Source organism: Paenibacillus gyeongsangnamensis (genome assembly GCF_027533625.1).
GTDB lineage: Bacteria > Bacillota > Bacilli > Paenibacillales > NBRC-103111 > Paenibacillus_G > Paenibacillus_G gyeongsangnamensis.
In genome coordinates this window covers 225150-237655 of the sequence record NZ_JAQAGZ010000001.1, presented here as the reverse complement: position 1 = coordinate 237655, position 12506 = coordinate 225150, and the positions used below count along the sequence as shown (strand labels likewise).

12 protein-coding genes are annotated in these 12506 nt (G+C 56.1%); 3 read left to right on the top strand and 9 right to left on the bottom strand.

Features of this window, described 5'->3' with window-relative positions; genetic code table 11:
* Positions 1–28: 28 nt before the first annotated feature.
* The gene (locus O9H85_RS01075) at positions 29–385 is read left to right on the top strand and encodes a hypothetical protein (RefSeq protein ID WP_269879420.1); all 357 of its coding nucleotides are present in this window, start codon (positions 29–31) and stop codon (positions 383–385) included.
* Here O9H85_RS01075 and O9H85_RS01070 read toward each other — a convergent pair.
* From O9H85_RS01070 to O9H85_RS01035, 8 genes are all read right to left on the bottom strand, one after another.
* A complete protein-coding gene (locus O9H85_RS01070; RefSeq protein ID WP_269879419.1) occupies positions 355–1848 on the bottom strand; it encodes an oligosaccharide flippase family protein in 1494 nt (497 codons plus the stop codon). The genes O9H85_RS01075 and O9H85_RS01070 overlap by 31 nt on opposite strands.
* Before the next feature lie 175 nt (positions 1849–2023).
* Complete coding sequence (locus O9H85_RS01065) at positions 2024–2155, bottom strand: hypothetical protein (RefSeq protein WP_269879418.1); 132 nt, start codon at positions 2153–2155, stop codon at positions 2024–2026.
* A 15-nt stretch (positions 2156–2170) separates the two neighbouring features.
* The gene (gene lspA, locus O9H85_RS01060; RefSeq protein WP_269879417.1) at positions 2171–2668 is read right to left on the bottom strand and encodes a signal peptidase II; all 498 of its coding nucleotides are present in this window, start codon (positions 2666–2668) and stop codon (positions 2171–2173) included.
* 117 nt (positions 2669–2785) lie between these two features.
* A complete protein-coding gene (locus tag O9H85_RS01055) occupies positions 2786–3562 on the bottom strand; it encodes a DODA-type extradiol aromatic ring-opening family dioxygenase (RefSeq protein ID WP_269879416.1) in 777 nt (258 codons plus the stop codon).
* Positions 3563–3743: 181 nt separating this feature from the next.
* Positions 3744–4277 carry a helix-turn-helix domain-containing protein gene (locus O9H85_RS01050; protein ID WP_269879415.1) on the bottom strand — a complete coding sequence of 178 codons (534 nt, stop codon included), beginning with the start codon at positions 4275–4277 and terminating at the stop codon, positions 3744–3746.
* A 184-nt stretch (positions 4278–4461) separates the two neighbouring features.
* Positions 4462–6339 (bottom strand): LTA synthase family protein, encoded by a 1878-nt coding sequence (locus O9H85_RS01045; protein ID WP_269879414.1) that lies wholly within the window; start codon positions 6337–6339, stop codon positions 4462–4464.
* 229 nt (positions 6340–6568) lie between these two features.
* Entirely contained in the window at positions 6569–7534 is a 966-nt protein-coding gene (locus O9H85_RS01040; RefSeq protein WP_269879413.1) for a D-2-hydroxyacid dehydrogenase, read from the bottom strand.
* Entirely contained in the window at positions 7531–8700 is a 1170-nt protein-coding gene (locus tag O9H85_RS01035) for a glycerate kinase (RefSeq protein WP_269879412.1), read from the bottom strand. The genes O9H85_RS01040 and O9H85_RS01035 overlap by 4 nt, the downstream gene beginning before the upstream one ends.
* A gap of 174 nt (positions 8701–8874) precedes the next feature.
* Between O9H85_RS01035 and O9H85_RS01030 the strand changes: the two genes are divergently transcribed.
* The gene (locus O9H85_RS01030; protein ID WP_269879411.1) at positions 8875–9984 is read left to right on the top strand and encodes a CdaR family transcriptional regulator; all 1110 of its coding nucleotides are present in this window, start codon (positions 8875–8877) and stop codon (positions 9982–9984) included.
* Positions 9985–10036: 52 nt separating this feature from the next.
* On the opposite strand, the gene O9H85_RS01025 is transcribed toward O9H85_RS01030, so the two are convergent.
* Positions 10037–11575, bottom strand: a complete 1539-nt coding sequence (locus O9H85_RS01025; protein WP_269879410.1) for an extracellular solute-binding protein — start codon at positions 11573–11575, stop codon at positions 10037–10039.
* A 459-nt stretch (positions 11576–12034) separates the two neighbouring features.
* Here O9H85_RS01025 and O9H85_RS01020 point away from each other — a divergent pair, with 459 nt between their 5' ends.
* On the top strand, positions 12035–12484 hold the full coding sequence (locus O9H85_RS01020) for an exosporium protein C (protein ID WP_269879409.1): 450 nt from the start codon (positions 12035–12037) through the stop codon (positions 12482–12484).
* Positions 12485–12506: the final 22 nt, after the last annotated feature.

Here is a 12506-nt window from a genome sequence, read left to right as displayed (position 1 = left end):
TGGATTTTTGTTACAACCGGACAGGAACATGTTAATCAAAATTTCAAGATTTCATCCGAAGGGAGAGTGTATTGTATTACGACGGGCTAATCATGGTGCAGCACATGAACCGGGATCGTCTAGAGGCTGTCCTGCATACGAAAACGGACGTTTATTTCAGCTTTATTTCTCGGTCACCATGGCCGGCTGCTGGGAAATCTACGAATTTACGACGGATCCTTTGTTCAGACTGCAGAGCCGGTGGGGCAGCCTTGCCGATACGATGTCGGACATCATCTGCGGTATCGCAGGCGGCCTGGCGACCGCTGTTTTCTACTCCGTCATTCTGATCCGGGGACGGCAAAAAACCGCGGCTCATTCGGAACGAGCGTCGCGGTGGAATTGAAGCGGGCCTGCGCCGCGCGCAGGCTTCCCTTCGATGTATAGGCTCAGCCCAATTAGGCTGATGAGGGCGAGCACGATAAATAAGGGGAACAGCATTCCGGTGAAGCTTCCGACCAGGAGCAGGACACCCATGGCGATCGAAGGAATCAGCGGCTCCCCGTACGCTTTCCACCAGTTCAGAGGAAAGCTTTCGAGATAGAAGAACCAGATCATGGAGACGGCCGATGCCGCCCAGCCTCCCGTGTAAATCCAGACGGCCAGCACAGGGCTGCTTGCAGCCAGGAACGGAACAAGCGCCACCACGAAGACACCGGCTACGATCATGACCCAGAAGTTGGCCTTCGTCCGGCCGATTCCGGCCAGGATATTGCCCCCGAGCCGCCCCACCGAGGAGAAAAAGACGCCTAGCGCAAGCAGCCGGATATACATAGCGGATTCTTCCGTCGCGTAGCCATCGCCGAATAGAAAACCGTTGATTTGATTCGGGTATAAGCAAATCAGAAGCGTGAGCGGGTACAGAATCAGGTTGTTGTACCGGATGCACAGCGTTCCCCTCCGCTTGCTCTCCTCCGGATCGCGGGAGCTCTCCGCCACGAACGGGAAGGTTACGATCATGAACGCCCAGGTGACGATGCCGATAAACCCGGTAATGCGCAGCGCGTTCGCCAGATGGCCTACGGCGATGACGGAGCTGGAGCCGATGACCATGACGAGGAACGGCTGCTGGAACGCTTTGGCGATATTGCCCGCCCAGAGCGGCACGCCGAATTTCATCATGCGCCAGGCCTCCGGCAATGATACGCTTCCGAGCCACTTCGGCCGGTGTACCTTGTGCACCTTCCAGCATATGAAAGCGACCGTCACCGCCGATCCGGCTCCCATCCAGAAGGACACGTTCCAGAGCAGGGTATGGCCTCCGACCGGCCAGAGTACCCCAAGCACCATGCCCAAGGTAGAGAAGATCGTCGTAATCACCATAAAAAACGCCTGCGTCCCGAAGTCCCGGTTCCCCGAGAAGGACGAGACGCCCATATTGATGATCGAGTTCATCACCAGCATCACCGAGCTCATCAGAAGCGCTCCGTTCAGTGCGGGCAGCTTGTAGGCACTTGCGAGCAGAGGCGCCAGGCAGGCCAGCACCAGGCTGACCACGATACCGAAGAAGGTGCTGCCTAGCAGCGCAAGACGGAATTTCGTCTCGACCGCCTCCTTTGCATTCGTCGAGAATGTGTAGACGAGGGTAGAATTGAAGCCGACGTTCAGAAACAGCGTCACCATCCCGAAAATTTGCAGCAGCAAATTCACTTCGCCGAAGGCGGCGGGATCGTGCAGCACACGGGCGAGAACGATGCTGCCGACGGTTTGAAGCAGCTGGTTGATAAACAAGCCGAGGACAATAATCGAAACGTTGCGCAGTAAAAACCGCTGATGATCGCTTAAAGAAGCAAGACGGATTCTCCGCATTCTGACGGGCACCTTCTTCTTGTCTGGTTGTATGACGCAGGTTTACGCTAACAGCTTGTAGTATCGTACCACCGCTCCGGCTTCCCAGCAATACTCATTATTCCAGTTTTACACAAAAACCCCCTCCCCGCGGCAGGCGATAGGCCAGGCGGGGAGGGGGTTCACGGATTCTCTGTTATTTTTTCTTATACTTCGCGCCGTAGGCCGACTGATAGATCTCAAGGTACCGATTCAGATTCATGCCGTCCGGATTTTTCAAATAGCCGTCCCAGTCTTTGTCCGGATTGGCGTCGGGGAACGTATCCACTTCTGCTGTTAAGGCTTATAGTTTTTTTTCGTCTCGTTGTACAAAATGATTTCCTGCGGCTTCTGCGGATCCGCGGCTGCGACCGGCAATCAGCGAATTCAAGAGGATGAGAAGCACGCCGATATGAATCGCTTGATCGGCAAGGTTCATAATCCCGCGGCTGGATTCGAACTGGATGAAGTCCGTTACGCTGCCGAAGACGATCCGGTCGATCGCATTGCCGGCGGCGCCGCCGACGAACAGCCCGGTCCCGAGCTCCAGGACGGGCGTCCTAAACTCCCCCCTCTTCCGGAAAATCAGCACTGCAGCCGATAACGCAACGGCAACCAGCACAAACCACCGTCCGTATCCCTGGAAGGAGCTGAACGCCGCCCCGCTGTTCTCGTAGCGGGTAAAACGGAGCATGCCGGGCCATACCTCTATGGAGTCCCCTACGGCAAGATGTCCCCGAATCCACAGCTTGGTCGCTTGATCGGCCAGCACAGACAGCAGACATGTGATATAAAAGAGCATTTCTCCTCCCCCTCCCTACTATGCGGAAGGGGTTGCGGCAGCCGTATGCTGCACACAACCCCTCTCTTTCGCATGTCCAGATCAATATAGCATAGAACGACTGCCAATCGCCAACCCTTAAAATTGGAAGCACAAATAGCTGAGCGCTCCCAGGTCGTAGCTGCGGTGCAGCACCTGCGGCACCCGCTTCGGGTCACCGCTGCCCATGGCGAGGAACAAGGGAACAAAATGCTCCTCCCGCGGAACCGCCTGCCGGGCATGAGGAGCCTGGGTCTTGTAGTCGTCCAGCGCCTCCAAATTCCGGCTTGTCACCTTCTCGATCATCCAATCGTCGAACGCTTCCGCCCAAGGCTCCACATTGCCCGTACCGGCCGCCGACCAATTCAGCATCCGCAGATTATGCACCGTTACGCCGCTGCCGATCACGAGAATATCTTCATCTCCAAGCCCCTGCAGCGCTTCCCCGATCCGGTACTGCTCCTTCGGCGGCAGAAACGGATGTAAGGAAATTTGAACGACCGGAATGTCCGCCTTCGGAAACATCCGGTGCAGAATGGTCCAGGAGCCGTGGTCCAACCCGCGGCGTGCGTCCTTGCGGACGGCAATCGCCTTCTGCGTAAACCGTTCCGCCAGCCGCGAGGCCAGCTCCTTCGAGCCGCGGGCCTCGTACTTGATGGCATACAGCTCGGGAGGAAACCCGCCGAAATCGTAAATCGTTTCGTACACATCGTCCGTATCCGTAATGCTAAGCACCTCACTCTCCCAATGCGCCGTGAATATAACGATGGCTTTGGGCTTCAGCGCCGATGCAAAGGTCCCCAGAAAGCGGGTATATTCGGTATCTTCAATCGCGATCATTGGCGATCCGTGAGCTAGAAACAAGGATGGCAGCATCTTAAAAATCCTCCTTTAATTATGATCATTACTTACCTTTTGTTAGTTACAATATAGCACCTGACAGCTCGTTTCGTCAACAGAAAATATTAGCTATATATATTAAAAATTAGTATTACAAATATAACTCCCGAAGAAAAACAGTAATCTTCGGAAGCCCTCTTCGGATTACAGCTGTCGCTTACGCATCTTTATAACTTATGATTAGCAGCACCGCCGGCTCCGTGCCAGCGTTGCGCACGCTGTGAGGCACGCAGGCATGCCAGGAGAACGTGTCGCCTTCCTCCAGCTCGGCTTCATCTTCTCCTTGCGTCGCAATCACTTTGCCCTTGACTACATAATGCGACTCGATGCCTTCATGCTCACTCATCGGGATATCTCCCTCCGCCGGCATGCCGGGCGGAATTTCGATCTGCAGCAGCCGAAGGCCCCCGATCTCTCCTAAATGCTCGACCTTCAGTATCCCTTTGTACAGGCTGAAGGTGCGGTCCGCCTTGCGCACGACGTTCATCCGTTCCTCCCGTTTCAGCAGCAGGTAAGGGATCGGTACGTTCAAATATGAGGCGATCGTCTCCAGCGTAGCGAGGGAGGGCGACGTTTTATTATTCTCAACAAGACTCATGAAGCCTTGCGACAAGCCGGTCCCCTCGCACAGCTGTCCCATGGTGATGCCTCGCTTGCGCCGGATTTGGCGTATGCTTGTTCCGATTTCCATAAGATATCCAGCTCTCCCATTCTGGTCGTTTCGTAGCCTCATCTTATCAAATCGTTGAATGATCCGCCATACCGCGATGCATCTATAAAGTCCGGTGAAAAAGAGGCCGCTGCGCGAGCGAATCATTCTTCGGGTCGCTTCTCCAGAACGATTCCGCCCACACCGCTACTTTTTCACCGAACTTCTAACGCTTCGGGAGCAGCTTCACGTAATGATCGGACACCTGCATCCGGCGAAGAATATATTTATAGTCGCGCTGGTACATGCTGAAGTCGCTGATCGGCTGCAGCGTCTTGATCGAATAAGCCGTAGCATCCCCGAAGCCTTTGCCTGGAATCAGCAGAATGTCGTCGTTGATGAACGAGCCGGTGGGCAAATAATACCGGATGCCGAACAAATTTTTGTTCATATTAAGCAGATCGTGGCCGAAATGGACAAATTGCTGCTCCTCCAGCGAAATGCCGAGCAAATTCGCCAGCGTCGGCATGATGTCAAGCTGTCCGCCCACCTGCTCCACCACTTGGCCCTGCTCTTGTCCGGGAAGGTGAATGAAGAGCGGGATGTTGAACCGGGTCAGCTCCGGGTGATAGGTGATGCCGAGTGCGGCGCCCACTTCCTTCGGGTCGTTATCCTGAGGCTGCAGGCCGAAATGGTCGCCATAGGCGACAATGACGCTGTTGTCCCAAAGACCGGTCGCCTTGAGCTGCTCAATGAACGTCCCGAACGCAAAGTCGGTATAATTGATGGCCTGCAGGTAATCGCCAAGCTGTTTTCCCTTCAGCTTGTCCGGCAGCGTCAGCCGTTTCTTGTTCTCCGGGATAATGAAAGGAAAGTGGCTTGATACCGTAATGAGCTGAGCGTAGAACGGCTTGTTTTGCTGCTGCAGGCCGCTGAGAACCTTGATCACTTCCCGGTACAGCTCCTCGTCGGAAGCCCCGAATTCGTTGAAATGGTCGTTGTTGTAGTACGGCTTGTCATAATAATGGGAGAAGCCGAGCGCCGGATACAGCTTATTCCGGTCCCAGAAGGTGACGACGTTCACATGGAATGTGTCGGCTTCATAGCTTGCGGCCTCCAGCAGCTTCGGCAGGCTGGGAAGCGCACGGTCACCGAATCCCGTGGACATGGGAATCGTTCCTGTTGGGTATATCGACGTGTTCGACATGAACTCCGCATCGGACGTATTGCCCTGACCGATTTGCTGAAAGATATGAGGGAAATAGTAGCTGCGGCTCGCAAAATCGTTCAGCACCGGCGTCAGTGCCTGACCGTTCAGCGACATGCCGATCGGGAACGCCTGCAACGCCTCCAGCTGCACAACGATCAGATTTTTGCCCTTCTCGGCGGCGAACTGCTGAGGCTGCTCTCCTTCGGCCAGCGGCTTCATATAAGGATACTTCGATTCGCCTCGCTCGAGTACCGGCCTCAGCTCGGCCACCGTCTTATATTTGGTCAGATCATTGTTGTAATAATTATCATAAACGCTCGCTACCTGGTAATTGAAGAAGCCCAGCTCCTCCGCCCGTTTCAGCTCGTTGTTGATCGGTTCCCCCTTCTTGAAGAACCAGGCGGACAGCAGAAGCCCGGCCACCATCAGGGCGCCCCCCGTCTTGCGCAAAGGACGACTGCTGAGCAACGGAGGCAAGCTTCTTCTCCGCAACAAGCTGACGACAATCATCAGTCCAAGATCAACGAAGAAGACATAATCGATCGGGTCGATCGTCGATTTGATGCTTGAGGAAATTTGCTTCACCTGCTTCAGCTCGAACAGCGATGTGTAGGTGACGACCGTGCCGAAATGACTGAAATAGAGCGTTGCCGCGAAGAAAATTAAGGAGCAGACGAAATTCACCAGCCAGTAAACCGTCTTTTTTGCCCGACTCGGTACGAGCAGCTCCACCAGTCCCAGAAGGACAAGCAGCGCCGCCACATCCGTCGCCAGCAGCCGCAGCTTCACCTCCTGAAACAAAAAATGACGTAGCAGCGCCAGCTTCGCTGTCAGCAATACAAGCGTCAGCAAAAAGGCGCTGCGCCAAAATACGGCCTGTCGGCTCTCGGACATGCAGACCCCTCCCGTCGTTATTGCTGTAGGATACCACTTACAAGGATTTCCTATGCATGCGCTAACGGAATAACGCCGCATCCCAGTCGGCAAACAAAAAACGTCCCCATAGCTGCAGCCAGCCCTGAGGACGTATCACTTGTCCGGCGCATCCGCCGGGTTCCTACTCATCCGGCATCCGGTCGTTTGTTTCACCGCGGGAGTCCGAAGCCAAGCAGACGATCGCCGGTTATCCTTCGTTTACCACATGAACGGGCCGACCCTCCAGATAGGCCTTCACATTCTGCACCGCGGTATCCAGCAGCCGCGCTCTCGCTTCCTTCGTCGCCCATGCAATATGCGGCGTTATGATGCAGTTATGAGCTGTCAGCAGCGGGTTGTCCGCGCTCGGCGGCTCAACGGAGAGCACGTCGAGCGCGGCGCCGGCCAGCCTCCCTTCGTTCAGGGCGTCGGCCAGATCCTGCTCCCGAAGGAGCGGCCCCCGGGACGTGTTGATCAGCAGCGCCGCCGGCTTCATCAGCGCGAGCCGCCGCGCGTCAAGCAGCCCTTCCGTCTCCAAGGTCAACGGACAGTGCAGGCTCACCACATCGGACTGCCGCAGCAGCTCCTCCAGCGTTACCCAGGTCACGCCCTCCTGCTCGGAAGGCTGCCTCCGTCCGCTGCCGACGGCAAGCACCCGCATCCCGAAGGCTTGCGCGACCCGAGCAGCAGCGCTTCCGATCCGGCCGAAGCCGATGAGGCCCATCGTTTTGCCGGCCAGCTCGAGCTGAGACGAACAGGTGAAGCTGAAGTCGGGACTGGTCGTCCACTCTCCGGCGCGGACCGCATCGCTGTGAGCCTGCACCCGGTGGCACAGCTCCAGCAGGAGCGCGAAGACGAATTGAACGACGGAGTCCGTCCCGTAAGCAGGCACGTTCGTGACCGCGATGCCCCGCCGTTTCGCCGCTTCCGTATCCACGATGTTATACCCGGTGGCCAGTACCCCGATGTAGCGCAGCAGCGGCAGTTGCGCCATCGTTTCCCCGGTGATCGGCGTTTTATTTGTAAGTACGATCTCCGCCCCGGCCGCCCGCTTGGCGATCAGCTCCGGAGGCGTACGGTCGTACAGTCTGACTTCTCCCAGCGCTTCAAGTCCGGACCAGGACAAATCGCCCGGATTAAGCGTATAGCCGTCCAATACCACAATGGTCTTCATCGACTTTGGCTCCCCCTTCTTTGGCCGAACTCGGCCGCTGCGCCCAGAAGCCTCGCTACGCTGCGGGTGCATTCGTACAAATTGGCTTCCGCTTCTTCCATGCAGGCCTGCAGCGTGGCGGGCTCGCGGACAATCGAGAAGCAGCCGGCGAAATGCTTCCGCAGCTCCTCCAAACCGTCCCCCAGGCTGCCCGAGAGCAAAATCGCCTGCTTGCCCGCTTCCCTTGCCGCTTCCGCCACGTACATAGGCAGCTTGCCGAACAGCGTCTGGCCGTCGCTTCGCCCTTCCCCCGTCAGCACCCAGTCGGCTTCTGCGATATGGCGCTTTAGTCCGGACGCCCGGTCGACGACCTCCGCTCCCGGTACGATCCTCGCGCCTAGCGCCATGCAGGCGAAGCCGAGCCCGCCCGCCGCGCCGGCACCCGGCTTGTCGCGCAGCCGGAGTGACAGATGCCGCTCCAGCAGATCGGCATAGCGGCTCATCGCATGATCCAGCGAAGCGACCTGCTCGGGGGTCGCCCCCTTCTGCGGGCCGAACGTATAAGAGGCTCCCTGCGGCCCCAGCAGCGGGTTCGTCACATCGCAGGCGACCGTAATCCGGCATTCCTTAACCAGCGGGTCAAGGCCTTCAAGGTCCACTTGGGCCATATCGGCTAGGTCGCGGCCGTACCCTTCCAAGAGCTCCCCCGCCGCATTATAGAACTGCGCTCCGAGTGCGCTGAGCATGCCCAAGCCGCCATCGTTGGTGGAGCTGCCGCCGAGGCCGACGATCACGTCCCGGCAGCCGAGCCGGAGCGCGGCCATCAGCGCATCTCCCAGCCCCCGGGAGGTAGTGTGCATTGGATTTCGCTCCTCTTGAGGCACCATGGGCAAGCCGAACAGATTGGCGGCCTCCAGCACGGCGGAAGGGCCGTCCTTTCCTTCGATCACGCCGAAGCGGGATTGAAGCCGTTCGCCCCGCGGACCGCATACCGCCACCGGCTTGGTCGTGCCGCTCTCCGCAGCCCGAACCAATGCGTCAACCGTACCTTCTCCGCCGTCCGCCATCGGAATGATCCGCACTACAGCCTCCGGCAGCTCGTCCCGAACCGCGCGGGCCATCGTATCCGCAGCCTGCAAAGCCGTCAGGCTGCCCTTATACGAATCCGGCGCAATAACAAATTTCATGACCGTCCGCCTCCCTGTACTGCAAATTTGAATTCCTTTCCGCTTGTCTTCATCATACCTGAAAAGCTCCATTGAAATCTTCAGCTATTACAACCGAAATTTGTCCGGAAATCAGGATCATTTTTAGATATAATGTACAAAAAGGAACGTTGGATACTAAAGGAGTCGATCGTTATGCTGACTCGGGAGCTGGCTCAAGAAATCGTCAAAGAAACGATGGAGCGGCTGAACCGGAACATTAATATCATGGATACGGACGGCGTGATCATCGCCAGCGGAGATCCGGAACGGATCGGACAGCGGCACGAGGCGGCGGCCGAAGCGGTGCGGCTGAACCGGGAGCTGATCGTGGACCGTCACAGCTCCCGGCGGTGGAGAGGAACCCAGCAGGGGATCAACCTCCCCATTCACGAGAATGGACAGGCCGTCGGCGCCATCGGCATCACCGGCGATCCGCAGGAGGTGTCCGCCTTCGGGCATTTGGTCAAAATGACGACCGAGCTCATGATCCGGCAAAACCAGATCAAGCTTCAGAGCGAGTGGAAGCAGATGACGGCGGATTGGATCATGGAGGAGCTCCTTCACTCCGCCAAACCGGACCTGCCGCTCATCGAGCGGCGGTTGATGTCGCTCGGCCTCCGCCTCGTCCCTCCGTACCGGGTCGCTGCCGCAGCTTACCGACCTTCGCATGAAGAACCAAACTTCGAGAGCCTGCTTGCGAAGGCGACCCGGACCTTTGCTCCCGATTACGTTCTAATGAGCCAAGCCGGGCCGCAGAAGCTGCTGATCCTGCTCCCGGAAGCCGATCAAGGCAGAACGGGCCGGTTCATAAGCCGGTTGTCCGTCCTGCTCCGCTCCGAGACCGGCCATTACCGCATCGGCATCAGCTCGCCTGTTGCGGATAAAGCTCAGCTGCGCATCGGCAGCCAGGAAGCCGAGCTCGCTCTGCGTTACGGGGAGGCAGAACAGCAGGAGATTGTTTATTTTGAAGCCGTAGAAACGAGAGCGCTTCTGCACGAAATTCCCGAGGCGCACCGCCAGCGGCTGCTGGACAAGCTGGCCGCATGCCGGAGCGGCAAAGCAAGGGAAACCTTGACCTGCTTCTTCGAGTGCAGCCTGAGTATCGCGTCGGCCTCAAAAAAGCTGGGGATCCACCGCAACACCTTGATTAACCGATTAGAGCAAATCAAAGCATTGACCGGTTACGATCCCCAGCATTTTCACGATGCGCTGGTGCTGCAGCTCGCGCTGTGGCTTGAGCCGACGGAGCGCGGATCCGGCTGACGCATCGGCCGCATCCGCATCTGTACCCTTATCCGCGGCTCTCCTTCAGCGCTTACTTCTTCTTCTGGGCGGCGTAGGCCGCTTCGTATTCCTTAATCTGGTTGTCACCGCCGGCTTTGCGCCATTTGTCGATGGCCGCCTGCCAGCCCGCCTCATCCAGCTTGCCGACGATATAGTTGGTTTCGGCGTCCCACATCATCTGATCCAGCTCCTTGCCGCGCTCGGAATACGTTTTGGAGGAGAGGTTCAGCGCCGGGTTGCTCACGGCATACTTCAAGCCATCCGGTTCCATCTTGTACCCTTTCATCGCCAGCTCGGAGTCCTTGAGCGGAGGCACGTTGTACGTCTCGAAATTCAGCAGGTTGTCGCGGTAAGGCTTGACTTCGCGGTTGAATGCGGTCAAATCCGTCCATTGCACGAGACCGCCGTCAAGCTTCTTGAAGTGGGTTCCCTCAAAACCGCGCTTCTGCAGCGTCGACATCGGCTCATCCATCATTTTATCCAGGAACGTCAGCAGCTTGCGCAGCTCCGCCTCCGTCTTCACCTTCGATTTGGGGAACGCCAGGAATCCGTTATTGCCGGCGGCGCCGTAAATTCGGATGCCCTGCGGCCCTTCCCAGTTGGTCGTATCGAGCTGGGCCGTGCTGACGACCTTGACCAGCCGGTCCTGCGCGTTCGCGGCATTCGTCGCTACGCCGTTCAGCTTCATGCCGATGCGGCCCGATTCGAATTGTTTATCCATCTCGGTGGAATCCATCGCCGGGAAGTCCTGGTTAATCAGCTTCTCGGCATACAGACGGCGGAACAAATTCAGGACGTCCTTAAACTGCGGGGTCAAAAATTCCGGCATAAACTTCCCGTTGTTGTCTACGCCCCAGCGGTTGACTCCGCCCTGCGGAATCGCCATCTTGGTCAGCAGCGCGGAATCGCCTTCATTGTATTTCTTGTTAAGCATCATCCCGTACGTATCGTTCTTGCCGTTCTTGTCCGGGTCGTTAAGTGTTAGCGCTTTCAATACGTTGTACCATTCATCGAGCGTTTTCGGAACCTTCAGGTTCATGCTGTCGAACCAGTCTTTCCTGTAAATCACGGCTGCGCGGCCGATCTCCCGGTACAGCGGAATGCCGTATATTTTGCCTTCGACCGCAATGTTTTGATAATATTGGGGATTTTGCGCGGAAAGGTTCTTGTAGTCTTTCAGCATCGGCCCGACTTCCCAGAACAAGCCTTCCTGAATCGCATTGATGACGGTCGGCACGTAGTTGACCTTGACGATTTTCGGCAGCTCGCCGGATGCGATCATCACGTTGATTTTCTCATCGTAGGCGGAATTCGGAATCCATTGGATATCGAGCTTCGTATTTGTATACTTCTCGATCGCCTGCTCCACGGCATTGCCCTTGGCCGGAATATCGCCGACCTGTACCAGGGCCATCGATACCTCCAGCGGCGTCTTATCTTCCTGTGCCGGCTTGCCGCTGCCCTCCGTCCCCGGCTTACCCGGCGTTTGTCCCGAGCCCGAGCATCCGGCCAATACGCCGGCTGTAATGAATAGCGCACTAAGTCCTGCCATTAAGCGGTTAAAGTTCATGAGACATGTCCCCCTCTATTTTGGGAATTCTGGTTCAAGTGCTTGCTTCCGGTCCAGCAAAAAAACGTTAGCTTGTATACGCTTACAAAAAAATCGAAAAACTGCGCCTGCTTGAGCCTGTGTTACCGTATCCTGAGAATATCTCCCACCGCGTGCTCCCGGTACTTGCCCTAGCCGGTTTCCCAGAATGAGCCGCTTCTCCATCGCTCCTTTCTCCCCCGTCATCCGGTTGAAAATGCGTTCCTTACCTCAATGTAGCAAGATTGGGATTGAAGAACAATAATCCCTAGCTCACCTCTTTCTATCCAATGCACCTATTCCAATTCCGCATAACCCCAGGTAATGTCAAGAACTTCAATACGCTGAACTTATACTGACCTGAATTTCAGCAGAAGTACACAACAATTCTTGTATATTTCATAACTTATATTAAGTATGTAATAGAGAGGATGAATTTAATTGACAACCGTTATTCTAGATTATCAAGCTAGCGTACCGAGCAGCTTTTTTGCAGGAACCCCTGCTGTAACTGTTCCCCAAACACCGACACAGCTCCAAATTGCAGATTTGGGTTTATTTCTTCCCAATATAACCTCTTCTTCCGCTAACAATCAGGTTCTTCTTACTGCAGATGTAGGCGTCCGAAATTTGGGACCTATTTTTAATAACGACGTCGTATTTCATATTTATCGGGATGGGCGTGAAATCTTTAACACGATCGTCGGGCTGCAAATACCTGGGCCAGTGACTTCCGATTACAACATTTCTTTTAATACAATCGATGAAAATGTTCCGTTCGGTTTTCATATTTATCAGCTTACGGTTTACGCCTTCATTCAGACGGCTCAAAGCACTATACAAGTTGTGGGTCCCATCACATTCAGCGGCCTTGGCTTGGGTTCAGGCTAATCGACTAATCCATATTGAAAGA

Bases quoted from the DNA above. Each gene is read 5' to 3' on its own strand.
- O9H85_RS01075 (WP_269879420.1), top strand. From the start codon at position 29: ATGTTAATCAAAATTTCAAGATTTCATCCGAAGGGAGAGTGTATTGTA.
- O9H85_RS01070 (WP_269879419.1), bottom strand. From the start codon at position 1,848: ATGCGGAGAATCCGTCTTGCTTCTTTAAGCGATCATCAGCGGTTTTTA.
- lspA (WP_269879417.1), bottom strand. From the start codon at position 2,668: ATGCTCTTTTATATCACATGTCTGCTGTCTGTGCTGGCCGATCAAGCG.
- O9H85_RS01055 (WP_269879416.1), bottom strand. From the start codon at position 3,562: ATGCTGCCATCCTTGTTTCTAGCTCACGGATCGCCAATGATCGCGATT.
- O9H85_RS01050 (WP_269879415.1), bottom strand. From the start codon at position 4,277: ATGGAAATCGGAACAAGCATACGCCAAATCCGGCGCAAGCGAGGCATC.
- O9H85_RS01045 (WP_269879414.1), bottom strand. From the start codon at position 6,339: ATGTCCGAGAGCCGACAGGCCGTATTTTGGCGCAGCGCCTTTTTGCTG.
- O9H85_RS01040 (WP_269879413.1), bottom strand. From the start codon at position 7,534: ATGAAGACCATTGTGGTATTGGACGGCTATACGCTTAATCCGGGCGAT.
- O9H85_RS01035 (WP_269879412.1), bottom strand. From the start codon at position 8,700: ATGAAATTTGTTATTGCGCCGGATTCGTATAAGGGCAGCCTGACGGCT.
- O9H85_RS01030 (WP_269879411.1), top strand. From the start codon at position 8,875: ATGCTGACTCGGGAGCTGGCTCAAGAAATCGTCAAAGAAACGATGGAG.
- O9H85_RS01025 (WP_269879410.1), bottom strand. From the start codon at position 11,575: ATGAACTTTAACCGCTTAATGGCAGGACTTAGTGCGCTATTCATTACA.